Annotated in this window: 23 protein-coding genes; 11 read left to right on the plus strand and 12 right to left on the minus strand. The window is 74.2% G+C overall.

Annotation, left to right across the window (positions count from 1 at the left end):
* The first annotated feature begins 3 nt into the window (after positions 1 to 3).
* Both BSZ37_RS19715 and BSZ37_RS19720 read left to right on the plus strand, forming a co-directional pair.
* Positions 4 to 399: a SpoIIAA family protein gene (locus BSZ37_RS19715; RefSeq protein ID WP_095512186.1), complete on the plus strand. Its 396-nt coding sequence runs from the start codon at positions 4 to 6 to the stop codon at positions 397 to 399.
* 3 nt (positions 400 to 402) lie between these two features.
* Positions 403 to 1,518, plus strand: a complete 1,116-nt coding sequence (locus BSZ37_RS19720) for an adenylate/guanylate cyclase domain-containing protein (RefSeq protein WP_095512187.1) — start codon at positions 403 to 405, stop codon at positions 1,516 to 1,518.
* A gap of 15 nt (positions 1,519 to 1,533) precedes the next feature.
* Here the strand turns inward: BSZ37_RS19720 and BSZ37_RS19725 are convergent, their stop codons facing one another.
* The 3 genes from BSZ37_RS19725 to BSZ37_RS19735 are packed head-to-tail and all read right to left on the minus strand — an operon-like array spanning position 1,534 to position 5,725.
* Positions 1,534 to 2,256 (minus strand): ATP-binding cassette domain-containing protein, encoded by a 723-nt coding sequence (locus BSZ37_RS19725; RefSeq protein WP_095512188.1) that lies wholly within the window; start codon positions 2,254 to 2,256, stop codon positions 1,534 to 1,536.
* Positions 2,257 to 2,258: 2 nt separating this feature from the next.
* The gene (locus BSZ37_RS19730; protein ID WP_095512189.1) at positions 2,259 to 3,701 is read right to left on the minus strand and encodes a DUF5687 family protein; all 1,443 of its coding nucleotides are present in this window, start codon (positions 3,699 to 3,701) and stop codon (positions 2,259 to 2,261) included.
* Positions 3,702 to 3,757: 56 nt separating this feature from the next.
* Positions 3,758 to 5,725 carry an SMP-30/gluconolactonase/LRE family protein gene (locus tag BSZ37_RS19735; protein WP_095512190.1) on the minus strand — a complete coding sequence of 656 codons (1,968 nt, stop codon included), beginning with the start codon at positions 5,723 to 5,725 and terminating at the stop codon, positions 3,758 to 3,760.
* Between the two features lie 312 nt (positions 5,726 to 6,037).
* Between BSZ37_RS19735 and BSZ37_RS19740 the strand changes: the two genes are divergently transcribed.
* From BSZ37_RS19740 to BSZ37_RS19755, 4 genes are all read left to right on the plus strand, one after another.
* Complete coding sequence (locus BSZ37_RS19740) at positions 6,038 to 6,625, plus strand: sigma-70 family RNA polymerase sigma factor (RefSeq protein ID WP_095512191.1); 588 nt, start codon at positions 6,038 to 6,040, stop codon at positions 6,623 to 6,625.
* Positions 6,626 to 6,702: 77 nt separating this feature from the next.
* Positions 6,703 to 9,411, plus strand: coding sequence for a serine/threonine-protein kinase (locus tag BSZ37_RS19745; RefSeq protein WP_143537756.1), 2,709 nt, complete (start codon positions 6,703 to 6,705; stop codon positions 9,409 to 9,411).
* Between the two features lie 12 nt (positions 9,412 to 9,423).
* Positions 9,424 to 11,754 carry a serine/threonine-protein kinase gene (locus BSZ37_RS19750; RefSeq protein ID WP_095512193.1) on the plus strand — a complete coding sequence of 777 codons (2,331 nt, stop codon included), beginning with the start codon at positions 9,424 to 9,426 and terminating at the stop codon, positions 11,752 to 11,754.
* A 60-nt stretch (positions 11,755 to 11,814) separates the two neighbouring features.
* Positions 11,815 to 13,089 (plus strand): CNNM domain-containing protein, encoded by a 1,275-nt coding sequence (locus BSZ37_RS19755; RefSeq protein ID WP_218830582.1) that lies wholly within the window; start codon positions 11,815 to 11,817, stop codon positions 13,087 to 13,089.
* On the opposite strand, the gene BSZ37_RS19760 is transcribed toward BSZ37_RS19755, so the two are convergent.
* Both BSZ37_RS19760 and BSZ37_RS19765 read right to left on the minus strand, forming a co-directional pair.
* A complete protein-coding gene (locus BSZ37_RS19760) occupies positions 13,086 to 13,280 on the minus strand; it encodes a hypothetical protein (RefSeq protein ID WP_095512194.1) in 195 nt (64 codons plus the stop codon). The genes BSZ37_RS19755 and BSZ37_RS19760 overlap by 4 nt on opposite strands.
* Positions 13,281 to 13,366: 86 nt before the next feature.
* On the minus strand, positions 13,367 to 13,627 hold the full coding sequence (locus BSZ37_RS19765; protein WP_095512195.1) for a hypothetical protein: 261 nt from the start codon (positions 13,625 to 13,627) through the stop codon (positions 13,367 to 13,369).
* A 136-nt stretch (positions 13,628 to 13,763) separates the two neighbouring features.
* Between BSZ37_RS19765 and BSZ37_RS19770 the strand changes: the two genes are divergently transcribed.
* The 4 genes from BSZ37_RS19770 (at position 13,764) to BSZ37_RS19785 (ending at position 17,499) form a co-directional block, all read left to right on the plus strand.
* Positions 13,764 to 15,260 carry a UDP-N-acetylmuramate--L-alanine ligase gene (locus tag BSZ37_RS19770; RefSeq protein ID WP_095512196.1) on the plus strand — a complete coding sequence of 499 codons (1,497 nt, stop codon included), beginning with the start codon at positions 13,764 to 13,766 and terminating at the stop codon, positions 15,258 to 15,260.
* Positions 15,261 to 15,306: 46 nt separating this feature from the next.
* Positions 15,307 to 15,726, plus strand: coding sequence for a hypothetical protein (locus BSZ37_RS19775; protein WP_095512197.1), 420 nt, complete (start codon positions 15,307 to 15,309; stop codon positions 15,724 to 15,726).
* Positions 15,723 to 16,535 (plus strand): helical backbone metal receptor, encoded by an 813-nt coding sequence (locus BSZ37_RS19780; protein WP_095512198.1) that lies wholly within the window; start codon positions 15,723 to 15,725, stop codon positions 16,533 to 16,535. The genes BSZ37_RS19775 and BSZ37_RS19780 overlap by 4 nt, the downstream gene beginning before the upstream one ends.
* 76 nt (positions 16,536 to 16,611) lie before the next feature.
* On the plus strand, positions 16,612 to 17,499 hold the full coding sequence (locus BSZ37_RS19785) for an aldo/keto reductase (protein ID WP_095512199.1): 888 nt from the start codon (positions 16,612 to 16,614) through the stop codon (positions 17,497 to 17,499).
* A 51-nt stretch (positions 17,500 to 17,550) separates the two neighbouring features.
* On the opposite strand, the gene BSZ37_RS19790 is transcribed toward BSZ37_RS19785, so the two are convergent.
* Together BSZ37_RS19790 and BSZ37_RS19795 are read right to left on the minus strand one after the other, a co-directional pair.
* Positions 17,551 to 18,459, minus strand: coding sequence for an MBL fold metallo-hydrolase (locus tag BSZ37_RS19790; protein WP_095512200.1), 909 nt, complete (start codon positions 18,457 to 18,459; stop codon positions 17,551 to 17,553).
* Positions 18,460 to 18,598: 139 nt separating this feature from the next.
* Positions 18,599 to 19,354 (minus strand): hypothetical protein, encoded by a 756-nt coding sequence (locus BSZ37_RS19795; RefSeq protein ID WP_095512201.1) that lies wholly within the window; start codon positions 19,352 to 19,354, stop codon positions 18,599 to 18,601.
* A gap of 152 nt (positions 19,355 to 19,506) precedes the next feature.
* Between BSZ37_RS19795 and BSZ37_RS19800 the strand changes: the two genes are divergently transcribed.
* Positions 19,507 to 20,613 (plus strand): carboxypeptidase-like regulatory domain-containing protein, encoded by a 1,107-nt coding sequence (locus BSZ37_RS19800; RefSeq protein ID WP_095512202.1) that lies wholly within the window; start codon positions 19,507 to 19,509, stop codon positions 20,611 to 20,613.
* A gap of 117 nt (positions 20,614 to 20,730) precedes the next feature.
* On the opposite strand, the gene thiL is transcribed toward BSZ37_RS19800, so the two are convergent.
* From thiL to BSZ37_RS19825, 5 genes are all read right to left on the minus strand, one after another.
* Positions 20,731 to 21,810 carry a thiamine-phosphate kinase gene (thiL, locus tag BSZ37_RS19805; RefSeq protein WP_095512203.1) on the minus strand — a complete coding sequence of 360 codons (1,080 nt, stop codon included), beginning with the start codon at positions 21,808 to 21,810 and terminating at the stop codon, positions 20,731 to 20,733.
* A 65-nt stretch (positions 21,811 to 21,875) separates the two neighbouring features.
* Entirely contained in the window at positions 21,876 to 22,538 is a 663-nt protein-coding gene (locus BSZ37_RS22435; RefSeq protein WP_218830583.1) for a TM2 domain-containing protein, read from the minus strand.
* Between the two features lie 78 nt (positions 22,539 to 22,616).
* Positions 22,617 to 23,489, minus strand: coding sequence for a 3-keto-disaccharide hydrolase (locus tag BSZ37_RS19815; protein WP_218830584.1), 873 nt, complete (start codon positions 23,487 to 23,489; stop codon positions 22,617 to 22,619).
* Between the two features lie 59 nt (positions 23,490 to 23,548).
* Positions 23,549 to 24,718 carry an anhydro-N-acetylmuramic acid kinase gene (locus BSZ37_RS19820; RefSeq protein ID WP_095512205.1) on the minus strand — a complete coding sequence of 390 codons (1,170 nt, stop codon included), beginning with the start codon at positions 24,716 to 24,718 and terminating at the stop codon, positions 23,549 to 23,551.
* Entirely contained in the window at positions 24,715 to 26,151 is a 1,437-nt protein-coding gene (locus BSZ37_RS19825) for a tetratricopeptide repeat protein (protein ID WP_095512206.1), read from the minus strand. The genes BSZ37_RS19820 and BSZ37_RS19825 overlap by 4 nt, the downstream gene beginning before the upstream one ends.
* Positions 26,152 to 26,168: the final 17 nt, after the last annotated feature.

Genomic DNA, 26,168 nt, shown 5'->3' on the forward strand with positions numbered 1-26,168 from the left:
GCCATGCTCGAACTCCTCCCCTCCCCCGGCCCCGACGTCGTCGCCTTCCGCGTGAGCGGGAAGGTCACCAAGGAGGACGTCGAGCTCGCGTGGGCGTCGCTCGACGCCGCGCTCGACGAGGCCGAGACGATCGGGCTCTACGCCGAGGTGGTCGACCTCGGCGGCGTCACGCTGGCGGGCCTCGTGGAAGACCTCGCCCACGCGATCAAAGCCCTCGGCGAGTGGCACCGGTTCGCGCGGTACGCCGTCGTCAGCGACAAGGCCTGGCTTCGGACGCTCGCCGACGTCGAAGGCAAGCTCCTCCCGGGCATCGAGATCCGGACGTACACGCCGGAGGGGTCGGAGGCGGCGATCGCGTGGCTCACGGCGCACACGGCGCCGCAGTCGCCGGCCGCCTAGCGCGTGGGCCGGCCGCGCCTCGGAACCAGCCACGGGCGGCAGGCCGCGCGGCTCGCCCCGTCACTCATCGTGGCGTGGACGGTCACCGCCTTCGTGGCCGCCCGCGTGGTGGGGATCGAGCCGCCACAGGGCGAGACCGTCGCCACGGCGATTACGCGGTCGGCCATCCTCGGGGTCGTGCTCGGAGGCGTCGGGGCGTGGCTCGAGACCGGACCGCTGGCCCGCGCCGGGCGGCGGTTCCCGCTCGGCGCGGCACTCGCGGCTCGGACCGTCGCCTACGCCCTCGCCGTGATCCTGGGCATGCTCGCGATCATCACTGTCGTGTTGTGGGTCGAGCGCAGGGAGTCGCCGGCCGAGGTCCTGCGGTCGCCGCAGTTCTGGTCGTTCGTGCGCGAGAGCAACATCGGCCTGATGTTCGTGCTCCTCGTCGGAGCCTCCTTCCTCATCAACCTGAACCTTCAACTCCGACGGGTCCTCGGGCCGGAGACGCTGCTGGCCCTCCTGGTCGGGCGCTACCGGCGGCCGGTCCGCGAGGAGCGCGCGTTCGTGTTCCTCGACCTCACCGACTCGACGGCGTGGGCCGAGCGCCTCGGTCCGCTCGCCTTCACCGACTTCAAGAACGACTTCTTCGCCGACGTCGCCGAGCCGGTCCTCGCCACGGGCGGCCGGATCGTCCAGTACGTGGGCGATGAGGTGATGGTGTCGTGGCCGATGAAGCGGGCCGAGCGCGACGCGGCGCCGCTCCGGTTCTTCTTCCTCGTCGACGCCCGGATCGAGGCCCGCGCCGAGCGCTACCGCCAGCGCTACGGCGAGGTCCCGCGGTTCAAGGCGGGCTGCCACGGCGGCTGGGTCGTCACGGCCGAGGTCGGCGACCTCAAGCGCGACATCGTCCACTCGGGCGACGTGGTCAACACGGCGGCGCGGATCGAGGGCGAGTGCCGGCCGCGCGGACGGCGGCTGATCGTCTCGGAGGCGCTCCACGCGCGGATGCCGGCGCTCGAGGAGACCACCACCGAACCGCTGGGCGACGCCCCGCTCCGCGGGAAGGCCGAGCCCGTGGCGCTCGTCGCCATCGAGGCCGCCCGCCTCGGCACGTCGGCGGGCCCGCCCGCGGGCTGACCGAGGCGGAACCGGTCAGGCGGCCATCGCGCCTCCGCCGGCCTCGAAAAAGGCCCGGAGCTCGGCGTGCGTGTCGGGCGTCGCGGGCGTGTCGCGCACGAGCTGGCCGTCGGCCAGCACCAGCACCCGCGTGCACACGCCGACGACGTGGTCGAGGTCGTGGCTCGACACGAGGACCGTCGCGCCGCCGGTGTCCTCGCGGAGCAGCCGTTCGAGCGCGATCCGCGCGCCGGGGTCGAGGTTGGCGAACGGCTCGTCGAGGACGACGAGCCCGGTCCCGGGCAGGAGGGCTCCGACGATCCCCACTTTCCCGGCATTCCCCAGCGAGAGGTCGCGGATGAGCCGGCCGCCCTCGAGCGCGGCCCCGAGGAACGGCCGGAACCGCTCGACGCGCGCGTCGGTGGTCGCGGCGCTCATCCCGTACGCCCCGCCAACGAGCCGGAAGTACTCCTGAGGCCGAAGAAAGTCGACGAGGAAGCCGGCGTCGAGGTACGCGCCGACGCGGTGCTTCCACCCCAGATCCGGCCCGCCGACGCGGATCCCGTCGAGCACCACGGCGCCGGTCGTCGGTTCGATGAGATCGAGCGCGAGGCGGAGGAAGGTCGTCTTCCCCGCCCCGTTGTTGCCGACGAGCCCGACGCGCTCGCCGGCCTCGATCGTGAGGTCGTCGAGGCGGAGCGCGTCGGCCGTGCCGTAGCGCTTCGACAGGTCGGTGGCGGTGAGCGGGACGCCGGGCATGGCTAGAGGGCGGAGCGAAAGCGGGCCGCGACGACGTGCCGACGGCGGTGGATACGCCGGACGAGGGCCCGGAGCCAGAGCGGCGTGAGCAGGATCCCGACGAGGCCGAGGGCCGCGGCCACGAGCGCGCCCCGGTCGGGGCCGGCGAGAGAGAGCACGCCGCCGGCCAGCGCCGCCGTCGAGCCCACCAGGAGTTGCGCCCCGAACGATTGGGTGTTGACGAACAGGAGCCGCTCCGACACGTCGAGCGGCTTCGGACCGAGCGTCGCGCCCCACAGTGCGGCCGGCGCCAGGACTCCAAGGCTGAACACGACCGACACGCCGACGAGGTCGACCAAGTCGGAGGCGAGAGCGAACACGAGGCCGGCCTGCACCACACCGAGCGTGACGGTCGCCACGACCACGCCGGCCCACTTCGCGCGGACGAACGCCTCGACGCCGCCGGGCAGCGTGAGGAGCCGGTCGGTGTAGCCGCTGGCGAACGAGACGGCGTACTGGCCGAACGAGCCGGCCACCGGACCGGTCGAGAAGAGGAGGACGAGCTCCGTCGGCACGAACGCACCGGCGGGATGCCGCCGGGCCAGGAGCGCGCCGACGGTCAGGACGACGCTGACGACGGCGGCGTTCGCGAGGACGCTCCGGGGGAACGTCGCCCGCGTCACGAGGCGGCGGTCGAGGTCGAGAAACGCCCGGGTGCCGCCGCGGTCCAGCCCGGTGATCGCTCGCGCGGCGGACGCGCGGCGCGACCCGCCCGCGTCGAGGTAGAGCGCGGCGACAAGCGCGTGATAGGCCAGGACCAGGGTGGCCGCGGCCAGCGCGCCCAGCACGGCGAGTCCGAGCCCGCCTGCCCGGACGTGTGCCATCAGCCCGCCCGTGGCCCCCTCCAGCGCCGCCACGAGGCCGACCGTCCCGGCGACGACGCCGATCGTCCGCACTGGCCGCGCACCGAGGCGCGTCTTCCACACGACGAGCAGCGCGTGCGACACGACGACGAGCGCCAGGACCGCCAGCCCGAACGCCCATGCGGCGGGGGCGCCGGCCTCCGCCCGGACCGCCCGCGCCGCGAACGGGACGGCGAACGCGAGCGGGACCACCCCGAACGGCGTCGTCGCCGACCGCAGCAGGACGGCCGCGGCCACGCGCTGCCGCGAGACGGGCAGCGTCAGGAACGCCGTCGCGCCCCGCGTCGGGACGTCCTGGAACACCTGCCGTCCGACGAGGAGGACCGCCAGCGCGGGGAGCACCGCCGCGTCGACACTCGCCAGCGCCGGGAGCCCGGGCGCGACGGCGCCGAGCAAATCCGGCAGCACGAACCCGAGGATGGCCGCCGCGCCGACGGCGTACGCCACGCCGGCCCCCTTCGCGAGCGCGAGGGCGATCCGCCCGCCGAGGTACGGCGCGCGCCAGAACGCGAGCAGTTGGAGACGGAGGAGGGAGGCGACCACGGGGCGGGGGGACGCCCGGAGTATCGCCCCTCCGGCCGTCCCGCTTTACGCGCCGGCTACCGCACGACCGTCACCGGCACGTGCCCCACGACGCCATCGGCCACGGCCCGCACGACGTACGCCCCGCCCCTCAGCCCGCCGACGTTGGCCGCCAGCCGGCGCGGGCCCGACGCTAGCGGGCCGTCGTGGACGACCGCGACCCGCCGGCCGAGCACGTCGACGACCTCGACGCGGACCCACGCGGGCACGGCGAGATCGACCGTCACCGTCAGCGCGCGGGCGGCCGGGTTCGGGAAGGCGGCGAGGGCGAGCGTCGGCGCGGGGGCGTCCGCCTCGGCGGCCGTGTCGCCGAGGCCGGCGGCGACAGCCAGCGCAAACACCACCCGCCCCGTCGCGATCGTCTCGTCATTCGTCCCGTCGAGGCCGGCCCGGTGGATCGTCTCGTCGGCGAGCGACCAGTAGAGGGCCCCGCGGACGCCGTCGACCGCGAGGCCGTAGATCTCGGGAAGGCCGGAGGCGAGCACCTCACCGTCGCCGCTCCCGATGGCGGCGCTCGACACGGTACCGGGCGTGGAACCATTCGTCGGGTCGTTCGAGGCCCAGTAGATCCGTTGCCCGATCGGGTCGAGCGCGAGCGCCTCCACGTCCTCGGCCCCGGCCACGACGACCTCCCGACCAGCCCCGTCGAGGCCGGCCCGCTCGATGGCGTCGGTGCCGGCCCAGTACAGCCTCCGCGACTCGGCGTCGACGGCGACCGCGGTCGCGCTGACCGCGCCGGCCAGCACCTGCCCCGGGTCCGCACCGTCGTAGCCGACGCGCCAGATCCGACGCGAGCCGTCGACCCAGTACACGTCCTGCGCGACCGGATCGACCGCCAGCCCGCCGCGTGCGATCGCCTCGACGAGCACGCGGACGTCGCCGCCGTCGAACGCCGCGCTGGAGACCGATGACTCGTTGAAGTCGGACCAGAACACGCGCCCGGCGCCGGGGTCGACGGCGAGGCCGTTCGGAAAGCTCACCCCGCCGAAGAGCGTCGCGGGGTCCGACCCGTCGAGCGCCGACCGCCGGACGGTGCTCGCGCCCAGCGCCAGCAGCACGTCGGCCTCGGGAGAAAGGGCGAAGCCGGACGGCTGGAACCCGCTCGCGAGCGCCTGGCGGCCGGACCCGTCGAGCGCGGACCGCTCGACGGCGTCGCGCGTGCTCCAGTACAGACGCCCGCCCGCCGGCTCGAGCGTGAGGCCGTTGACGAACGACGCCACGGAGACGAGGTCCTCGGCATTCGCCCCGTCGAGGTCGCCCCGTCGGAGGATCCGACCGGCGCCCGCGGTCTCCTGCCAGTAGAGCTGCCCGGCCGCGCCGTCGACCACGACGCAGCCCGAGGACGTGAGGTCGACCGTCTCGAAACCGGTCCCGTCGTAGCCCACCCGCCGCGGCTCGCGGGTCGCGAAGTCGAGCCAGTAGAGCTGGCGGTTGACGGGGTCGAGGGTCGGACAGGTCGGGCTCTCGCCCGAGGCGGGCGTGTGGAGCGTCCGGACGTCGGACCCGTCGAGGCCGGAAAGGACGTAGGCGCCGGAGGCCACGTCGCGCCAGACGAGGACGCCGTTGTCGAGGTCGATCCGGAACGGCGAGGCGCCGGTCGCGATCGTCTCCGCGTTCGACCCGTCGAGGTCCGAGCGGCGGATCCGGTCGTCGCGGTCGAGCCAGTAGATCGTGCCGGCTCCGGGGTCGAGGAGGAGCATCCGGACGTCCGTCGGCCCGAGGGGCTCGAGGCCGGAGCCGTCGAGGCGGGCACGACGGAGCACGCCGTCGCCGTCGCGCCCGTAGATCCGGCCGCCCAGAGGGTCGATGGCGACCGACGTGAACGGCACGGGGCCGACGACGACCGAGGCCTGGGTGCCGTCGGCGTCGGCGCGATAGACCCCGGCGGGGGCGTCACCGAACGGGGACTCAGCCCAGAACAGCGGCTGCCCGCTGGCGGGCACGGCGAGGAGGATTGCGAGGGCGGCGAGTCGAGGGAGCGTCATGGCGCGCGAGGATGGGACCCCTAAAGCGTCATCGCGCGCCCGAACGGCTCACGCGTCCTCAATCCGTGCGCCCCGCCAAGGGACGGCGAGGCCCCGCTCTTCCCACCACAGACGAGCGGGGCCCCGACGGCTCTCCGAATCGAGAGAGCGGAGGGTCAGCGACCGGAGCCGCGATCCTCGGTTACGTACCGTCCCACTCGTCAATACGAGATCTCGACGCGCAACGGGTCACGCGCGACGAAGAAACCTCATCCCCCGCTCGAGGCCGGCCCGTACGGCGGGCGTCGATCCTTCCCTATCATGCGGCTGTCCATGCCCTCCCCCGTGGCTCACGACGTCACACAGCTCCTGGCCCTCGCTCGCGACGGCGACCAGCGCGCGCTCGACCGTGTGCTGCCGCTCGTCTACGAGGAGGTCCGCCGGCTGGCTCGGAGCCAGCGCTACCGGAACGGGGCCTCGGAGACGCTCAACACGACGGCGCTCGTCCACGAGGCGTACGAGAAGCTGGCCCTCCACGACGGCGATTACGTCGACCGTCAGCACTTCTTCCGCGTCGCCGCGCGGGCCATCCGGCAGGTCCTCATCGACGCCGCCCGGGCGCGGAAAGCGGAGAAGCGTGGCGGCGGGACGCCCGACGTCTCGCTCGACGGCGTCGCCGTGGCCAGCCCGGCCCGGGACGACGAGGCGCTCGCGCTCGACGAGGCGCTCGACCGGCTCGCCGCGCTCGACGACCGCCAGGCCCAGATCGTTGAGCTCCGCTACTTCGTCGGGCTCACGGTGCCCGAGACGGCCGACGTCCTCGACCTCTCGCCGGCGACCGTCAAGCGCGACTGGGCCGCCGCGCGGGCGTGGCTCTACCGCGAGATGCAGCGAACTCGCGACGAGGGCGAGATGGCCTGAGCCCGGGCGGGCGGGTCCGACGGATGAGCCGGATCGCGCGCCGATTCCGCTTTTCCGTCCGACGTCTCCGCTCCGCCGTGCCGACCGACTCCCGCCTCCACCGCCGCGCCGCCGACCTCTTCGCCGACGCGCTCGACCGAGACCCGGCTGAGCGCGAGGCGCTCCTGGCCGACGCCTCCCTCGACCCCGACGTCATCGCCGAGGTCCGCTCGCTCTTGGCCGCGCACGACGACGCGGGCGACGACGCGCTCGCCCCGCTCGCGTTCGGGCCGCCCGGGCCGGAGGCGCTCGTCGGGCAGACGGTCGGGCCATGGCGGCTCGAGGGCGTGCTCGGGACGGGCGGCATGGGCGTGGTCTACGAGGCCCGCCGGGTGGCTGGCGGGTTCGAGCAGCGGGCCGCGCTCAAGCGCGTCCGCCCCGGCGTCGGGGCCGACTTCCACGCGCGGTTCCTCCGCGAGCGGGAGCTCTTGGCCGGGCTCGACCACGCCGGCGTAGCGCGGCTCCTCGACGGTGGCATCGACGGCAGCGGCGCCCCCTACCTCGCCATGGAGTTCGCCGAGGGCGAGCCGATCACGACGTACGCCGACCGGCATGGCCTCAGGCTCCGCGACCGGATCGCCCTGTTCCTTCAGGCCTGCGAGGCCGTCGCCCACGCCCACCGCCACCTCGTCGTCCACCGCGACCTGAAGCCGGCCCACGTCCTCGTGGCCGACGGCGAACGTGGCCGGGCCCGCGTGAAGCTCCTCGACTTCGGGATCGCCAAGCTCCTCAAGGACGACGACGACCCCGGCCTCACGCGGACGGGCGCCGGGCCGCTCACCCCTCAATATGCCGCGCCTGAGCAGGTCCTCGGCCGGCCGGTCACGACGGCGACCGACGTGTACGCCCTCGGCGTCGTCCTCTACGAGCTCCTCACGGGGTCCCGCCCCTACGACGTCGGCGGACTCCCGCTCAGCGAGGCCGCTCGTGTTGTGGCCGAGACCCAGCCGGTACGTCCGAGCCAGGCCGCCTCGAGGACCACTGACCCGAGGCGGCTCCGAGGCGACCTCGACACGGTCGTGCTGAAGGCGCTCGCGAAAGAGCCCGAGCGGCGCTACGCCTCGGCCGAGACGTTCGCCGACGACCTCCGCCGCTACCTCGGCGGGCTGCCGGTCGAGGCGCAGCCCGACTCGGTGCGGTACCGCGCGGGCAAGTTCGTCCGCCGCCACCGGACGGCCGTGGCGTCGGCGACGCTCGTGGTGCTGGCGCTCGTCGGGGGCCTCGGGGCCGCGCTGTGGCAGGCGGCCGAGGCCCGCGCCGAACGGCGGACGGCCCACCGCGTCAACGCGTTCGTCACCGAGATGCTGGCCTCCGCCGATCCGTACGGCGGCGTCGGGCGCGGCGTGACCGTGGTGGAGGTGGCCGACATCGCGGCGGAGCGAGCCGCGCACGACCTCGCGGGCGAGCCCGCGACCGAGGCCGGCGTCCGGCTGGCCCTCGGCGAGACGTACCGGGGCACGGGGGAGTACGAGAAGGCCGAGGCGCAGGTCCGCCGCGCGCTCGCGCTCCGGCAGGCGGCGTACGGGCCACGGCACCCCGAGACGGGAGAAGCCCTCAACGCGCTCGGCGCCCTCCTCATCGAGCGCTCACGGTTCGAGGCGGCCGATCGCGTGCTCGCCCTCGCCCTCGACGTCCACCGCCGTCATCCCGGCGAGCACGGAGCGGCCTACGCCAGGACGCTCGTCCACCTCGGACAGGTCGCCCTCGAGACCGGCGACCTCGACGCGGCCGAGCGCCACCTCCGAGAGGCCATCGCGATGATCCACCGGCACCCGCGACCGGTCCCCCCGGCCCTCCTACGCGCGGGGCTGAACGCGCGGTACACTCTCGGAGTCACGCTTCACGAGGCCGGGGAGTACGCCGTCTCCGACTCCGTCCTCGTCCCGCTCCTGACCGAGATGCGCCGGGCCGACCGCCCTCCCCCCTACCTCGGCACGACACTGACGACGCTCGCCTGGAACCGCGAGTACCTCGGAGAGACCGACCGGATCGAGCCGTACCTCCGCGAGTCGCTCGACTTCCGCGAGGACCGCTTCGGGCCGAGGCACACCGAGACGGGGTACGCCCTCAACGACCTCGCCTATTACTACCACTTCTACGGGACCGAGTACGGAGCGGCCGAGGACGCCTACCGGCAGGCGCTCGAGATCTTCCGCGACGCGCATGGGGAGAACTACACGGCGGTTCCGGCCGTCCTCAACAACCTCGCGTCGCTGTACCGGGGCACGGGCCGCGAGCGGGAGGCCATCCCGCTGCTCGAGGAGGCCGTCGCCATTCAACGGCAACTGCTGGGACCGGACCACGTCGACGTCAGCTTCCCACTCATCAACCTCGGCCGGACGTACGTCACGCTCGGGGAGCCCGAGCGGGCCGAGGCGCCGCTCCGGGAGGCCCTCGCCCTCCGGCGGCGGGCGCACGGCGACGACCACACCCGGGTCGGGACAGCGCTCGACGCGCTCGCGGCCGCTGCCCGGGGACGTGGCCGAATCGACGAGGCCATCACGCTCTACCGACAGGCCGCCGACACACACGCGCGGGCGCTCGGCCCCGACAACGCGAACGTGGCCGAGATGGAGCTCTTCCTCGCCGAGGCCCTTCTCGAGCGGGAGGCAGCGGGCGACCGCGACGAGGCCCGCCGGCTCGTCGGCCACGCCCGACCCATCATCTCCGCGACGTACCCCGACGGGAACGACCGGACCGCGAAGGCCGAGGTGCTGGCCGCGCGCCTGGGCCTCCGCCCCAGGTAAGTGCCTCGACGTATGGGTCCCGATCCTTCGTTCCACCGCCGCGCCGCCGCGCTCTTCGCCGACGCCCTCGACCAGGCCGACCCCGAGGCGTTCCTCGACGGAGCCTGCGACGACGACGCGCTTCGGGCCGAGGTCCGCGAGCTCCTCGACGCGCACGCGACGGCCGGCGACGCCCTCACGCCGCCCGAGGCGGGCGGGCTCGCCGACGCGCTCGTCGGTCGCGGGGTGGGGCCATGGCAGGTCGACGCGGTGCTCGGGGAGGGCGGAATGGGGGCCGTATACAGGGCCCATCGCGTCGACGGCGCGTACCGGCGCGAGGTGGCCCTCAAGATGCTCCAGCCGGGCGTGCCCGGCGCCGCCGTGCTCCGACGGTTCCTCGCCGAACGCGACGTGCTGGCCCGCCTCGAGCACCCCGGCATCGCGCGTCTCTATGACGCCGGCGTCGACGCCGAGGGGCGGCCCTTCTTGGCGATGGAGCTCGTCCCCGGCGCACAGATCACGGCGTGGGCCGAGACTGCGAGCGTGGAGGACCGGCTGGACGTGTTCGTCCAGGTCTGCGACGCCGTGGCGTTCGCGCACCAGAACCTCGTCGTCCACCGCGACCTCAAGCCGTCGAACCTCTTGGTGACGGAGGGGGGCGGGCGGCCGCGCGCCGTCGTCCTCGACTTCGGGATCGCCAAGCTCCTCGACGCGCCGGACGCCGAGACCACGCGGACGGGCGCCGGCCCGCTCACGCCGGCCTACGCCGCGCCCGAGCAGGTCCGCGGCGAGTCGGTCACGACGGCGACCGACGTGTACGCGCTGGGCGTCGTGCTGTATGAGCTCCTGTCCGGCCGCCGACCGTACGACGTGACCGGCGCCAGCCCGACCGAGCTCGAACGGACGCTCATGACGCAGCCCGCCCGGCCGAGCGCCGTCGTGGCCGAGCGCGCCCACGCCCGGCGGCTCCGCGGGGACCTCGACACCGTCGTCCTGAAGGCGATGGCGGCCGAGCCCGAGCGCCGCTACCCGACCGCCAGCGCCCTCGCCGACGACCTCCGGCGCCATCTCGCGGGCGAGCCCGTCGCCGCCCGCTTGCCGACGACGCGGTACCGCGTGACCCGGTTCGTGCGGCGGCACCGCGTCGGGGTGGGCGTCGCCGCTGCGGCCGTGGCCTTGTTGGCCGTCGTCGTGGCGGCGTACACGCTCCGGCTGCGGGCCGAGCGGGACCGCGCGGAGGCCCGGTTCGCGATCGCCCGAGAGGCGGCGCGGGCCATGATCTACGACGTCCACGACGCCGTGGCCGGGCTGCCGGGCGCCACGCCGGCCCGCGCCGTCCTCGTCGACCGCGCCCAGGCGTACCTCGACGAGCTCTCGGCCCAGGCCGCCGACGACCCCGCGCTGCGGATCGACCTCGCCGGGGCCTACCGCCGCGTCGGCGACGTCGAGGGGAGCCCCATCAGCAACAACCTCGGGCGGACGGCCGACGCGCGGGCGAGCTACCTCCGGGGCCTCGGCCTCATCCGAGGACTCCCGCCGGACCTCCCCGACTCGCTCGCCGCCGCCGCCGCCTCGACCGAGGGCCAGCTCTGGAAGGGCCTCGGCGTCGTCGTCGCCCACACCGCGACGCCGGACTCGGCGCTCGCCCACCTCCGACGGGCGATCGACGCCTACGCCCGCGCCGTCCGCCTCGCCCCCGACGACCTCGACCACCGCGTCGACCTCGCCGCCGGCCACGTCAACCTCGGTGACTACCTCGGCCACCCGTACTTCCCCAACGCCGAGCGGCCCGACGCGGCGCTCGTCCAGTATGCCCGGGCGCGGGCCCTCATCGAGTCGGTCCCCGAGCCCGAGCGCTCGCTCTACGCGCTCCGCATCGACGGGATTACCTACGAGCGTGAGGGGAACCTCCACCGCTCGCGCGGCGACCTCGACGCGGCCGTCGCCCCGCTCCGGCGCTCCAACGAGCTCCGCCAACTCATCGCGGCCCGGCCCGACGCCGACGCCGACGCGATCCGCGACGCCGGGATCGGGACCGAGGCGCTCGGACTCCTCGCCATCGAGCGCGGCCGGTTCGGCGAGGCTGAGCGGTCGCTCCTTGCGGCCCAGACCGTCTACCAGCGCCTCGCCGATGCCGACCCCAAGAGCGCCAACGCTCGCCAGACGTTGGCCTTCGGCCACCTCAACCTCGCGCGGCTCTACGGGGACCCCGACGGGCCCGACCTCGGCCGCCCCGCCGAGGCCCGCCGCCACGCCGCCGAGGGCGCCCGGATCTTCCGCGCGCTCGCCGAGGCGGACCCGGACAACGACCGCCTCCAGTCGCTCGCCGACGACGCCGAGACGACCCGCGACCGGATCCGCTAGCCTGCCAGACGGACCCGCTGCGGGCCGGGCGGAGTACGGCGGAGGCGTCCTCCCTCTGCCATGCCCCTCCCCCTCCTCCTCTCCGCCCTCGTGCCCGGCGGCAGCGCCGCCGCCGGCAGCGGCTCCCTGACGCTGCTCGTCGTCTTCGTCGTGCTCGCCATCGGCGTCTCGTTCCTGTGCTCGGTGATGGAGGCCGTGCTCCTCAGCGTGACGCCGGCCTACGTCGGGGCGAAGGAGGAGACCGCGCCCGCCACGGCCGCTCGCCTCAAAGCGCTCAAGGCCGACATCGACAAGCCGCTCGCGGCCATCCTCACGCTCAACACCATCGCGCACACGGTGGGGGCGACGGGAGCGGGCGCGCAGGCCGCGGCCATCTGGGCCGACCAGAACGTGTGGATCGTCTCGGCGGTCACGCTCTTCTCGATCCTCCTCACGCTGGGCATCCTCGTCCTCAGCGAGATCATCCCGAAGACGATCGGGGCCGTCTACTGGCGCGGGCTGGCGCCGCTCGTGGCCCGGCTGCTCGGGCCGATCATCGCCGCTCTCCAAATCACGGGCCTCATCTGGCTGTCGAAGGCGATCGCGCGGCTCCTCTCGCGTGGCAAGAAGGAGAGCGCCGTGAGCCGCGCCGAACTCGCCGCCCTCGCCCAGATCGGGACCGAGGAGGGCGTGTTCGACGAGACCGAGGGCCGGATCCTCCGGAGCCTCTTCCGCTTCAACGAACTCAAAACGAAGGACGTCATGACGCCCCGGACGGTCCTCGTGGCCTACCCCGAGCACACGCCGCTCCGCGAGATCGCCAACGACGGGCAGCCGTTCTCGAGGCTCCCGCTCTACGAGGGCTCGCGCGACCACGTCACCGGCTTCGTCCTCCGCGACGACGTGCTGGCGGCCGTCGCCGACGGCCGCGGCGACGAGCCGGCCCGCGTCTGCGCCCGCGAGCTCCTCACGGTCCCCGACACGCTCCCGCTCCCCGACCTATTCGACCGGCTCCTCGAGCGACGGGAGCACATCGGCCTCGTCGTCGGGGAGTACGGCGGGACGGCCGGCGTGGTCACGGTCGAGGACGTCGTCGAAACCCTCCTCGGCACGGAGATCGTCGACGAGGTCGACGCCGAGCACGACATGCAGGCGGCCGCGCGACGCCAGTGGGAGGAGCGGGCCCGCCGCCTCGGGCTCGTCGAGGGCGACCCTGACGAGACGTTCGACGCCATCGACCAGGCCGCCCGAGAGCGGCAGGCCGCCGCACGCCACGGGATCACTGGCGGCGAACCGCCGACGATCACTCGTGACGACGCGTCCGGCGACGGGGCCGAGGCGGAGGAGACCGCCTAACGGCGCGCGTCGGCGTCGTCCGTGCGCGGGCGGATCCGAAAACCGGGCGCCGACGAATCCGATGGGCGCGGCGACAGTGCCGCGGCGCGGCGGGCGGCCTCAGCCATCGCGGGGCGCCCCTGGGCCGCGAACCGCTCGGCGATCACGAGGAGCCGGTCGGCGGCGGACCGGTCGTCACGAGTGGTGGGCATCGGGCGAGCGGAAGTGGAAACGGAAGGTGAGCCTTCGTCCCTCCCCGATGCATCCGCCATCCCCCCAGATCGTGGCGTCCCCCGACTCATGTCACGCGGAGCTCACGCCAGCCGTGGTTGAGGTCGTTCCTCTTCACGTCGAGCAGGGCGAAGGCCCGCCACTGGAACGCGGCGTCGCGGCCCTCGATCGGCGGCGGCGCGCTCATCGGAAGGTGAACGACGGCCTCGTCGCGGAACCGGACATGCACGTTCAGGCGGAGCGCCTTGCCGCGTTCGCCGTCCTCAACGCCGTGCGGGGCGTCGGCCCAGGAACCGGTGCGATTGCGGGTGAGGGTAGAGACGCCCATGGAAAGGACGGGGACGCAACGCGAGGAACGGCTAGGAAGCCGCCCCCCTGCCCTCCCCTACGCGGACGGCGAGCGTCCAGGGTCACGGGACCGCCACACGGGCGCCGGAGTAGCTTTCGAGCCCCGCCCCGCCCTCATGCGCCGACTCGAAGATTTTTCCGACGCGGACCTCCGCGTGTTCGACCGCCCTCCGCTCCCGCTGCCGGACGCGATTCGCACCGTGTACCTCATCGGGATCTGCGGGAAGGGCATGGGCGCCCTCGCCGAGCTCCTCGCCGAGGCCGGCTATGACGTCCGCGGGAGCGACGAGGCGGCCTACCCGCCGATGTCGACGCGTCTCGCGGCGGCCGGCATCCCCGTCCTCGAGGGCTACGACCCGGCCCACCTCGACGGGCCCGCGGGGCCACCCGACCTCGTCGTCGTCGGCAACGCGTGCACGCCGACGCACCCGGAGGCCGCCGCGGCCCGCGAGCGCGGGCTGACGCAGGCGTCGCTTCCCGAGGCGCTCGCCCACCTCTTCCTGAGCCAGCGCCAGCCGGCCGTCGTCGCCGGCACGCACGGGAAGACGACGACGACCGGGATGCTCGTCCACGTCCTCCGCCATGCCCGGCTCGACCCCGGCTTCCTCGTCGGCGGCGTGATGGTCGGCGACGAGCGGACGGCCGGGCTCGGCGACGGGCCCGTGTTCGCGGTCGAGGGCGACGAGTACGACGCGGCCTACTTCGACAAGCGGCCCAAGATGATCCTCTACCGGCCGCACCGGGCGATCGTCACGAGCCTCGAGTTCGACCACGCCGACATCTACGCCGACTGGGCCGAGTACAAGCGGGCCTTCCACGCCTTCGCCGCGCTCCCGCCGCCGGACGGCCTGCTCCTCCTCAACGGCGAGGACGCAGAGGTCCGCAAGCTGGCCAAGCGGACCTGGGCGCGCGTCCGGCTCTACGGCGAGGAGGGCGCCGAGGCCGACGGGGTCGCCTTCGACGTGGCGGCCCGAGACCTGACACCCGTCGAGGGCGGGCAGACGTTTACGCTCGTCGTCAAGGGCGAGGCGGTCGCCGACGTGCGGCTCCCGATGGGCGGGCGGTACAACGCGCTCAACGCGCTGGCGGTGGCCGGCGTCGCGCTCGACGCGGGCGCCACGCCCAAGCAGGTCGCCGACGGGCTCGGCACGTTCCGCGGGATGAAGCGCCGCCAGGAGGTCGCGGCGGACACCGGCGGCGTGCTCGTGGTCGACGACTTCGCGCATCACCCGACGGCCGTCGAGGCCACAATCCGAGGCGTCCGCGAGCGGTGGCCGGGGCGGCGCGTGGTCGCCGTGTTCGAGCCGCGGTCGAACTCCAGCCGCCGCGCGGCCTTCGAGGCGCCCTACGCCCGCGCCCTCGCGACGGCCGACGCGCTCTTCCTCTCGACCCCCCCGCTCCGCCACAACGACGACCCGAAGGACTTTCTGGATGCCGGAACCGTCGCCGAGGCCGTCCGCCAGTCAGGCACGCCCGCCTCGGCCTTCGCGTCGGCCGACGAGTTGCTGCCGAGGTTGCTGGACGAGTTGGGTGAGGGCGACCTCGCGCTTGTGATGTCGAACGGGTCGTTCGATGGGCTCGTCGCCAAGCTCGCGGACACGCTGGAGGGCTGAGGGGCGGATGGTCGCGCGCTCCGCTCCGACCGCCCATAGGGACACGATGGGTCGGGTCCCTGCCGCGATCCTGCTCGGGGCCCTCCTCATCGGCTGCGAGGCGCCCCCGCCCGAGACCCCGCGCCTCGACGACGAGGGCCCGCCAGACGTCGTGGGGACGTGGGCCGGCGAGGTCGAGGAGGACGGCCTCCGCTACAAGCTCCTCCTCACCATCGACCATCTCGAACAAGGCGCCGACGCCGGCAAGACGGCCTACACTGGCGGGCTCGACTGTACGGGGACGCTCACCTACGAAGGCGCCGACCGGCGCGTCCTCTCGTTCCGCGAGGACCTCCACGGCTCGCCCAACTGCGCCGACGGCCGGATCGACGTCCGCCTCCGGAGCGACGGCCGGCTCGGCTGGACGTGGTACCGCTCTGATGCCGACCGCGTGCCCGACGCCCGAGCCACGCTCGACCGGGAATGAGCGGCTGGTCTCCCCCGACGCACGACGACCTCGGCCGTCCGGTCCCTCTCGGGGCCTCGCCGCGCCGGATCGTCTCGCTCGTCCCCAGCCAGACCGAGCTCCTGGCCGACCTCGGGCTCGACGCCGAGGTGGTCGGCCTGACGCGGTTCTGCGTCCACCCCGAGGGCTGGAACGAGAGAAAGCAGATCGTCGGCGGCACCAAGAACGTCCGGGTCGACCGCGTCCGCGAGCTGGCGCCGGACCTCGTGATCGCCAACAAGGAGGAGAACGTCCGCGAGCAGGTCGAGGCTCTCCAAGCCATCGCGCCGGTCTTCGTCACCGACGTGCCCGACGTGGACGGGGCGCTCCGGATGACCCGCTCGGTCGGCGGCCTCGTCGACCGCGCCGCCGAGGCCGACCGGCTGGCCGATGCCGTCGCCGCCGGCTTCGCCCGCCTCGGCGCCGAGGCGGAGGGAGCCGTCCCGCTCCGCGCGCTTTACCTCATCTGGCGGGACCCGTGGATGACGGTCGGCGACGACACGATCATCGCGGACGTCCTCCGCCGTGGGGGGGTCGAGAATGCCGCCGTGGGCCACCAGCGCTACCCGACGCTCAGCCCGGACCAGTTCGCCGCGCTCGCTCCCGACGTGGTGCTGCTGTCGTCGGAGCCGTACCCGTTCGGCCCGGCGCACGTCGCGGAGGTCCAGGCGCTGGCGCCCCGCGCGCAGGTCGAGTTGGTGGACGGCGAGCCGTTCTCGTGGTATGGCAGCCGGTTGCTCCGAGCCCCCGACGCGCTCGACGATCTCCGTCGGCGGCTGGCGGCGGGCTGACAGGCGGTCGGCGCGCGATTCACGGAACGGCGCCGGGCGGCGGCGATCCAACCCGCGCTCATCTACCTCTCTCTTCATGCCCTACACCGCCACCTCCGACCAGCCCGCCCACGCCTCCGGCACCTTCGACCTCGGCGACGGCCTCACCGTCCACCGCCTCGGGTTCGGCGCCATGCGGATCACGGGCAAGGGCATCTGGGGCGAGCCCGACAGCTACGACGAGTCGATCCGCGTCCTCGAGCGCGCCGTCGAGCTCGGCGTCGACCTCATCGACACGGCCGACAGCTACGGGCCGTTCGTCTCGGAGGACCTCATCGCCGACGCGCTCGCGCCCTACCCCGACGGCCTCGTCGTCGCCACGAAGGGCGGCCTCCTCCGGACCGGCCCCAACGAGTGGATCCCGGACGGCAAGCCGGCCTACCTCAAGCAGGCGGTCCAGATGTCGATGCGCCGGCTGAAGGTCGACACGATCGACCTGTACCAGCTCCACCGGATCGACGCCGACGTGGACCGCGACGAGCAGTTCGCCGTGCTCAAGGAGTTCCAGGACGAGGGCTGGGTCCGCCTCGTCGGGCTCAGTGAGGTCTCGGTCGACGAGATCAAGGCCGCGCAGGACGCCGGCCTCGAGGTCGCGACGGTCCAGAACGAGTACAACCTCGGCACCCGGAAGAGCGAGGACGTCCTCGACTTCTGCGAGGAGCAGGGCATCGGGTTCATCCCGTGGTTCCCGCTCAACGCCGGGAAGCTCTCCGACAGCGACCTTCTCGAGGACGCGTCCAACCAGCTCGGCGCGTCGCACAGCCAGGTCGCTCTCGCGTGGCTCCTCAAGCGCTCGCCGGTGATGCTCCCGATCCCCGGGACGTCGTCGGTCGAGCACCTCGAGGAGAACGTGGCCGCGGCCGAGATCGAGATGCCCGACGACGTGTTCGCGGCGCTCGACGAGGCCGCCCGCGAGGCGGCCTAGGTCGGCGCTCTCCCGTCCCGCCTCGACGTCGAGGCGGGCGGGGCCGGCGCGTTATCGGCGGGCCCGGTTCAGGAGGTGGGACAGGATGACGGCCCCCGCCGTGCCTCCGGCGACGAGCGTCGGCGTCCGGTCCGGCGCGGGCGGCGGGACGTCCACCACGCCGACCTCGTCGCCAAAAACGGCGGGCTCGGGCACGTAGCGGCCGCGCTCCGGCCGGTGCGAGCGGGCGGCGAACGCGACCAGCCGGTCGGCCGCGTCGCGGTCGATGGCCCGCCCGTGGCCCGCGGCGAGTGTGGTGGGCCGGAGGTCGGCGAGCCGCCGGACGCTCGCGTCCGTCGCGTCCCAATCGGACACGAACGGGACGGGCGAGCGTGAGACTTCCCGCGCGTTCGTCGCCACGCCGATCCACGAGTCGAGGTCGGCGGTCGCCACGGCGTCGCCGGCGAGGAGCGTCCGGTCGGCCTCGCGGAAGAGCGAGACGTGGCCCGGCGTGTGCCCGGGCGTGTGGACCCACCGCCAGTCGGGCAGGCCCGGGACCGCCCCGTCGGCAGGGAGCGCGCGGACGCGGCCACCGAAGGCGTAGCCGGCCGTCGGGAAGAACCGGGAGAGGAAGGCGATCGCACCGCCGGGCGTTGGGTCCTGCGGCGGGTAGTCCGAGCGGCCGGTGAGGAACGGGAGCTCGGCCTCATGGGCGAGGATCGGGACGCCCCAGTGGTCGGCCAGCACGGCAGCGTTGCCGGCGTGGTCGAAGTGGCCGTGCGTGAGGACGATGGCCTCCGGAGGCGTCGTCCCGTAGCGCGCCTCGGCCGCGCGCCGCACCCAGGTCGACGTAGTCGGCAGCCCCGTGTCGACGAGCACCCACGGCCCGCCCAGCGGCCCGACGAGGTAGGCGTTGACGAAAGCGACGGGGACGCGGACGACGTCGCGCGCGACGAGCGACGTTCCGATGGAGGTAGACATGGCGACGGGAGACGAGCCCTCCTCTTACCCGGTCCGTCCCGCGCGGTGCCCGTGTCGGACCGGCTCCCTCCCAGGGACCTCCCGCCGACCCCGCCCGCCTCGGCGCCGAGGCGGCCGCAGCCGAGTCCGGCGGAGCCGGTCAGTCGCAAGCGACGTCGTCGAGGTCCTCGTCCCAGCAGGCGCGGTCGCCGCCGTAGTACGTGTCGGCCGTGATCGAGCCGGCGCGGGTCGCGTCGTCCCACACGATGAGCGCGCGGTCACCAGTTGGCTGGTCGGTCCAGTCGAACGTCCGCTCATCGCCGTCGGTCGCGTAGCGGACGGACGAGCCGCCGTGGTCGCGACCGGCGGGCACGCGGAAGGTGAGTTCGCGGTCGTCGAGGTCTCGGACGTCGAACGAGGCCGTGAGGACTGGGCCGTCCGCGTCGGGAGCGAACAGGCGCCACGTGCCGGTCTCCCCGTCGAGGCCCGTCGTGGCCGTGTAGTAGGTGAACGGATCGCCCTCGGGCCCGGTCACGACGAGGCGCCAGTCGATGGACGAGCCCTCGGGCGTCCCCTCCAGCGCGAGGTCGATCGGCGTGCCGTTCACGGCCGTCGTGGCCTCCCACATCCAGACGCCGGCCGTGACGGTCGGCGAGTCGGCGGTCACGGCCTCCGTCGCCGCGCCCGGCAACACGAGGTGGAGCCCGACCACGGTCGAGACGATGCCGACGCGGGCCGCGGCGTTGATGAAGTGGGCACCGGAGGCCACGCGGGCGCCGTCACTTGGGAAGGCGTCGGTATCGAGGACGAACGCGGCGACGGCCGGCGGGGCGGGCGTGTCGGTCTCGGCGTCGGAGGCGTCACAACCGGTGAGAGCGAGGCCGACCGCGGCGAGGAAGGTCAGGGGGCGGAGCATGGGCCAGGGTGCGATGGGGAAGCCAATCAACGAGGGAATCGGCCGGCCGGCCGAGGTCCGCAAGCCGCCGAGGCGCATCCTCAGCGATTCATCAGCCGCCAAGGCGCCCGAACCGGCCTTGACACGGCCTCGCAGCCTCCGTTGACTCTGGCGTGCGTCCCGCCCTCCCCCTACTCCTGCTGCTGACGGCCGCCGCCGCGGCCCAGCCGGGCACGCTCGCCGGGACCGTCCGCGACGCCCGGGGCGCGCCGCTGCCGGGCGCGAGCGTCTACCTCTCGGGCACCACGCGCGGCGCCTCCGCCGACGCCGACGGCCGCTACCAGCTCGAGGCCGTCCCGCCCGGCGCGTACCGGGTCGTCGCGTCCCTCGTCGGCTACACGGCCGACGCCCAGGAGGTCCGCCTCGGGCCGGGTGAGGACCGGGTCGTGGACCTCCGGCTGGAGGCGACGACGCTCGACCTCGGCGGCGTGGCCGTCGAGGCGGAGCGGGACGAGCGCTGGCAGCGCCGGCTCGCGTGGTTCCACCGGACGCTCATCGGCGAGTCCGCCAACGCCGACTCGACGCGGATCCTGAACCCGGAGGTCCTCGACTTCCGCGTGCGGTGGGGCGCGCTCCGGGCCGAGGCCGCCGCCCCGCTCGTCATCGAGAACCACGCGCTCGGCTACCGGGTGACGTACGACCTCAGCGAGTTCAGCGCGAGCGCCGTCCGCGTCCAGTACGACGGGGACGAGCGGTTCGAGGAACTCCCCCCGGCTGACAGCGCCGAGGCCGCGCGCTGGGAGGCCGCCCGCGTCCGGGCCTACCGCGGCTCGCTCGCCCACCTTCTCCAGTCGCTCCTCGCCGGCACCGCCGACGACGCCGGCTACGCGTTCGAGGTCGTCCGCACCGACGCCTACGGCGCGCGCCCCGCCTTCCGCATGCGGGCCGACTGGCTCATGGACGTCGGCGACGACGGCTGGGGCACGCTCCGCGGGTTCGAGCGGATCGACGTGACGTACCGCGGCGAGCCGGAGGAAGCGGCCTACCTCGAATCGGAGTGGTTCCGCGAGCACCGGAGCCGGCCGCGGTCGGTCCAGGAGTCGTCGCTCCACCTCGACGGCCGCGTCCGGATCGACCCGCAGGGGACGCCCGAGGACCCGTTCGGCATTTCGACCTCCGGCCACATGGCCTTCGAGCGCCTCGCCGACCGCGTCCCCGAGGAGTACCGCCCACCGAACGAGGGCGATGCCGCTCTCCTTCGGCAGGGACATCGTGAATGATGCCCCTGCAGTCCGAGCCCGGTTCGCCGGGGAGTCCCTCACCCGATGAGGCCACTCGATGGGCGACCGCGTTGCTGAGTCCCTCCGCCTCGGCGCCGAGGCGGGCGGAGTGGACCGCTAGACGTGCCGGAAGCCGGCCGCCTCGAGCGGCACGCGGTTGCCGTCCGGGAGGCGGAGCGCGACGCCCTCCTTCGGCTCCACGACCTGCCCGACGACGGCGTACGTGTCCGGCGACAGCTTCGACGCCTCGGCTTCGGGGATCGTGAACAGGAGCTCGTAGTCCTCGCCGCCGTAGAGCACGAACGCCTCGGCTCGCTCGTCGAACCGCTGCGCCGCGAGGGCCGTCTGGACGTGGACCGGCAGGAGCCCCGCGTCGATGACCGCGCCGACGGTCCCGGCCTGGCTGAGGTGGTGCGCCTCGGAGGCCAGCCCGTCGGACACGTCGATGAGCGACGACGGGCGGACGCCGGCCTCGGCCCACGCTTCGATCCGGTCGAGCCGGGCCTGCGGCATCAGCTGGCGCTCGACGGCGTAGGCGAACCCGGTGAGGTCGGGCTGCGGCGGGTCGTCAGCGGCGCCGTCGCCGGCGGTCATCCGGTCCTTGCCGGCCAGGAGCACGCGGAGGCCGGCCGCGGCGCTGCCGAGGTCGCCCGTCACGCAGAGGAGGTCGCCAGGCTGCGCGCCGCGGCGGTACACGACGGCCCGCTCCTCGGCCTCGCCGACGACCGTCACCGACAGCGTCAGCCGGGCCGAGGCCGTCACGTCGCCGCCGACGACGGCCAGCCCGTAGCGCTCGCACGCCTGCGCCATCCCGGTGTAGAGCGCCTCGGCGCCCTCCACCGACAGGTTGTTGGGCAGCCCGAGCGCGACCGTCGCGAACCGCGGCCGCGCGTTCATGGCCGCCACGTCGCTCACGTTCACGGCGATGGCCTTCCACCCGAGCGCCCGCAGCGGCACGTACGTCCGGTCGAAGTGGACGCCCTCGACGAGCGCGTCGGTCGTGATCACGTGCACGCGGCTCGGGCCGTCGGAGCCGGCGGCGCCGACGCGGTAGACGGCCGCGTCGTCGCCGATGCCGGCGACCAGGTCGCGGGCGTCCGCGGCGTCGGCCAGCGCGGCCTTCATTTTGTCGATCAGGCCGAACTCGCCGACGTCGGAGACGGGCGTGAAGGGCTGTGCGTCGGGGATCTCGGACATGTGGGGCGCGGGGCGGGACCCGTCGAACGTAGGGGCCCGGGCCCTGTGCCGCCTCCGCGCGCTCTTTAGCGCCTCTCCTCGTCCGCTTCCTCCTCGTCCTCCTCATGGCGCGGCTCGGACGACCGGGCGGATTCCAGGCGGCGGATCGGCCGCGGCGGGTGGAGCATCGGCGCCGTCTGGCGCCCGTAGCGTGTGGCGAAGTCGCGGTCGCTCATGAACGCGAACCGGACGAAGTCCACCCAGCCGACGAGCATCGGGAGGAACGTCCAGCTCAACAGGAGCATCGCGATCCCGATCTTGGGCTGGCCGAGGTAGAACCGGTGCGCGCCGATCCCGCCCAGCGTCAACGCGAGCAGCGTCGCGCCGCCCTTGCTCTTCTCCCGCTTCGCGCGTCGCCCGCCCCGCAGGAACGGCTCCATCGGCTGGCCGACGCCGCAGTGGGGGCACACCTCGGCGCGGAGGTCGAGCTCGGCGCCGCACGCGTAGCAGAACTTGGTCGAGACCGCGACCGGCAGGGCCGACGCCTTGACAGGCACGGGGAACGTCTCCTCCGATGACGCCTCCGAGGCGGGCGGGGTCGACCGTTTCAGGATCTGGCGGACCTTCTGCTTCCGACGGCGGCGCGTCCGCTTGCGCCGCTTCCGGTCCGGGTCCGGCCCGAACGCCTGCTCCTCCAGCTCCTCCGCCGTCAGGTCGTCGAGGCCGTCGTCGGTGTCGAAGTCGGTCATGGGATCGCGGGAGCGTGAGGTGGGAGCGATCCGAGCCTTTCGGCGAGGGCGGCTCCAAAGTTGCGCGGTCCGGGTCCTCTAGGGCTGGTCAAAGTAGCCGGCGTACGCGTCCGGCATCCGGGCGAGCGACCGGACCTCGACGTCCTTGTAGTAGACCTCCGCGGCCTCGCTCTGGAGCTGGACCCGGCCCCGCGTGAGCGGCCCCTCGACGCCGTCGACGACGGCGCGCGAGCGGGCCAGGACCATGACGACGTGCCCGTTCACGACGTGGACGCTCCGGTCGCCGACGGCGATCAGCTCGAGCTCGGTCCACTCGCTAGGCGGGCTCTCGTGGTCGGCACTGCGGAGGCAGAACCCGCCGTTCGGCGAGCCGCCCCCGAAAGGCCGGAACGGCTGGCGGACGCTCGCGATGGGGTCGAGGTCGCCCTCCGGTGGGAACGCCCGGATGTCGGCGGCCGACGAGGCGATGGTCCAGTAGTCGCCCATGTGGCCCTCCATCACCTGGAGCTCTTGCGAGAGCATCCACGACCGCCACCAGTCGACGCCGGGCTCGCCGACCGAGTGGTAGAGGACGCCCGAGTCGCGGAGGAGCTCGGTCCGCGGCGGCCACACGCGCTCGCCCCAGCGGACCTTCAGCCGGAGGTGGTAGTCCGCGAACTCACGCCGCGTGAACACGCTGCCGTAGACCTCGCCGCTGATCCGGAGGACCGGCTCGCCGTCCTCCATCACGACGCTGAACACGCCGTCTGGGTCGGTGTCGTAACCGACGGGCGCGACCGGCTGGCCGTCGGCGCCGACGGGCGGCTCGCCGGCATAGCCGGGCGCATGGCGGAAGCTGAGGTAGGTCCGCCACTCGGACAACTCGGCGTCGAGGAGCGGCGTCCACGCCTCGGCCCCGTCCGCCTCGGCGGCCGCCCGGGGCCCCCCGCCGCAGCCGGCGAGCAGGGCCACCGCACCGGCCCAACCGAGGACACGACGAGGTAAACGATGGGGCGGCATGGGAGGTGGGGTCAGGGGAGCGTCAGCGAGCCCTGGAAGGCGGGGCGGGACGCGCCCGTCACGGCCGGCAGACCGGTGCGAACGCCGTTGGCCCACTCGTGGGCAAGGAGCGCGAACAGCACGGCCTCCTTCGCGTCCGGATCGAGCCCGTACGCCGCCGTCGTCTCCACCGGGATCGGCGCGAGCTCGTCGGCCAGCATCGCGATCAGCGTCGGGTTGTGAACGCCGCCGCCGGAGGCGATCACGCGGTCGGGCACCGGGTCGACCCACCGGCGGATGGCCTCGGCGATGGAGCGGGCCGTGACGGCGGCGGCCGTCGCCAGGAGGTCGGCGGGCGCCGCGGGGCCGCGGCCGACGAGCCAGTCGACGAATGGCGCCCCGAAGTCCTCACGCCCGGTCGACTTGGGCGGCGCGGCGCGAAAGAACGGGGCGTCGAGCACGTCGGCCACCAGGAGGTCGTCGGGCGTGCCCTGCGCGGCGAGGGCGCCGGCCTCGTCGTACGGCTGGCCGGTCAGGCGGAGCGCGAGCGCGTCGAGGACCATGTTGGCCGGGCCCGTGTCGAACGCGGCGCGCGGCGGGCCGCCGGGCGGGAGGACCGTCAGGTTGGCGATGCCGCCGAGGTTGAGGAGCACGCGCGTCTCGTCGGGCGCGGCGAAGAGCGCGCCGTCGAGGAACGGCGCGAGCGGCGCGGCCTGACCGCCGAGCGCGAGGTCGCCCGCCCGGAAGTCGGCGACGACGGGCGCGCCGAGGCGGACGGCGAGGACGGCCGGGCAGCCGATCTGGAGCGTCGAGCGCGTCGGGACGCCCGCGACCTCCTCGGCCTCGGGCACGTGCTGGACCGTCTGGCCGTGGCTCCCCACAAGGTCGAGCGCGTCGAGACCGAGGCCGGCGGCGGCCAGCGCGCCCTCGACGGCGTCGGCGAAGCAGTCGCCGAGGCGGGCATGGAGCTGGCTCACGAGGCGGACGTTCGAGGTCGTGACCTCGACGCACGCCCCGAGCGCGTCGCGGAGCTCGGCGTCGTACGGCTCGCTCACGAACCCGAGCGTCTCGATCTGGACCTCCGTCCCCGTGCCCTCGATGCGGACGATCACGGCGTCGATGCCGTCGAGCGAGGTCCCGCTCATGAGCCCGGCCACGACGCGCGGGCCGGACCGGGCGAGCCGTTCCAGAGGACTACTCATCCGCCGCGCTGGCGGAGCTCGGCCGCGCGCTCGAGGAGCTCTTCGGCCTGGTCGGGCTGGCGGGCGGCCCGCTTCTCGTAGACGAGCGCGGCCTCGACGTACTGGTGCTGCGCGGCGTAGATCTTGGCGAGCGTCTCCGACACCATGTCGTCGACCTCGCCGTGGTCGAGCTCGACGTCGGGGCCGGCGTACTCGGGGTCCGGGCGGATCCGCGGGGCGTCCTCGAGTTGGGAGATCAGCGCGTCGAGTTCGTCGGCCACGGAGCGGTCGGCGGGCGCCTCGGGCTCGGCCGCGCCGAACTCGTCGACGACGGCGTCGACGTCGGCGAACGGATCCTCGACCTCGGGCTCCGGCTCGGGGTCCTCGGGCGCGACGACGTCGGGCTCGGCGTAGGTGCCGGGCGGCGGCGTCGGGATGTCGGCCTCGGCAAGGACGTCCCACCCGTCGCCGTCGCCCTCCCCGACCTCGTCCTCGGGCTCGGGGGCCGGCTCGACCTCACCTTCGGGCGGAAGGACCGGGGCGAGGCCCGTGTCATCGGCGCCCCAGTCGGAGCCGGAGGGCGAAAGCGTCGGGGCGTCCGCCGGCGACGCCTCGTCCGGCGTGTCGGCGAACGGGTCGTACTCGGACGGCTCGTCGGCAGCCGGCTCGCCATCGTCAGGCGTCTCGACGGACGGCGCGGCGGGCGACTCCGGCGGCGCGGCTGTGTCGCCGAAAAAGAGGTCCGATGCGTCGAGCGTCCGCGGCGCCCCGTATCCGAACAACGGCCCGTCCTCGGCCGTCTCTGCCTCGGGCTCCACCTCGTCCACCTCGGGCTCAGGCACGGTCGCTTCAAGCGCGTCCGCCCCGGGCTCCGCGTCGACGACGTCGGGCTCGCTCCGGGGCGCTCCCCGAGGCGCTCCAAAGTTGAGCAGCGGGCCGTCGACCTCCTCGTCGTCCGGCCCGAGGTCGACGGGGTCGTCCTCCACGTCGAGCGGCGCGGCGAGCGGCTCGACCGATGCCATCGGCCGCGCGTTCGTCGGGCGCTCCTCGGCGGGAGCCCCCGTCTCGAAGTCCGCTCCCTCCAGGTCGTCGTAGATAGACGTCGGGAAGGCGGCCGGCGGGTACGGCGGCGCGGCGGGGTCGGGGACGGCCGGCGGGAGGTCGGGTGGGAGATCGTCGGCGACGCGCGTCGCCAGGAGCCGTTCGCGTTCGCGGTGGACGAGCGGGCTGCCCGGCACGAGCGCCGCGGCGCGGCCCCACGACACGAGCGCGTCGTCGATCCGCCCGGCCGCCTCGAGCGCCGTCGCCCGGAGGACGTGGGCAGCGGCGTAGGTCGGCGCCTCGGCCACGAGGTCCGCCAGCCGCCGGGCCGCCTCGACCGGCCGGCCCTCGGCCAGCAGGCGCGCGGCCACCTGGACGGCGGGCTCGGGCGGAGACGAGGCGGGCGTAGACATGGGGCGCGGAGTGAACC

This window comes from Rubrivirga marina, assembly GCF_002283365.1.
In the GTDB taxonomy this organism is placed as follows: Bacteria; Bacteroidota; Rhodothermia; order Rhodothermales; family Rubricoccaceae; genus Rubrivirga; species Rubrivirga marina.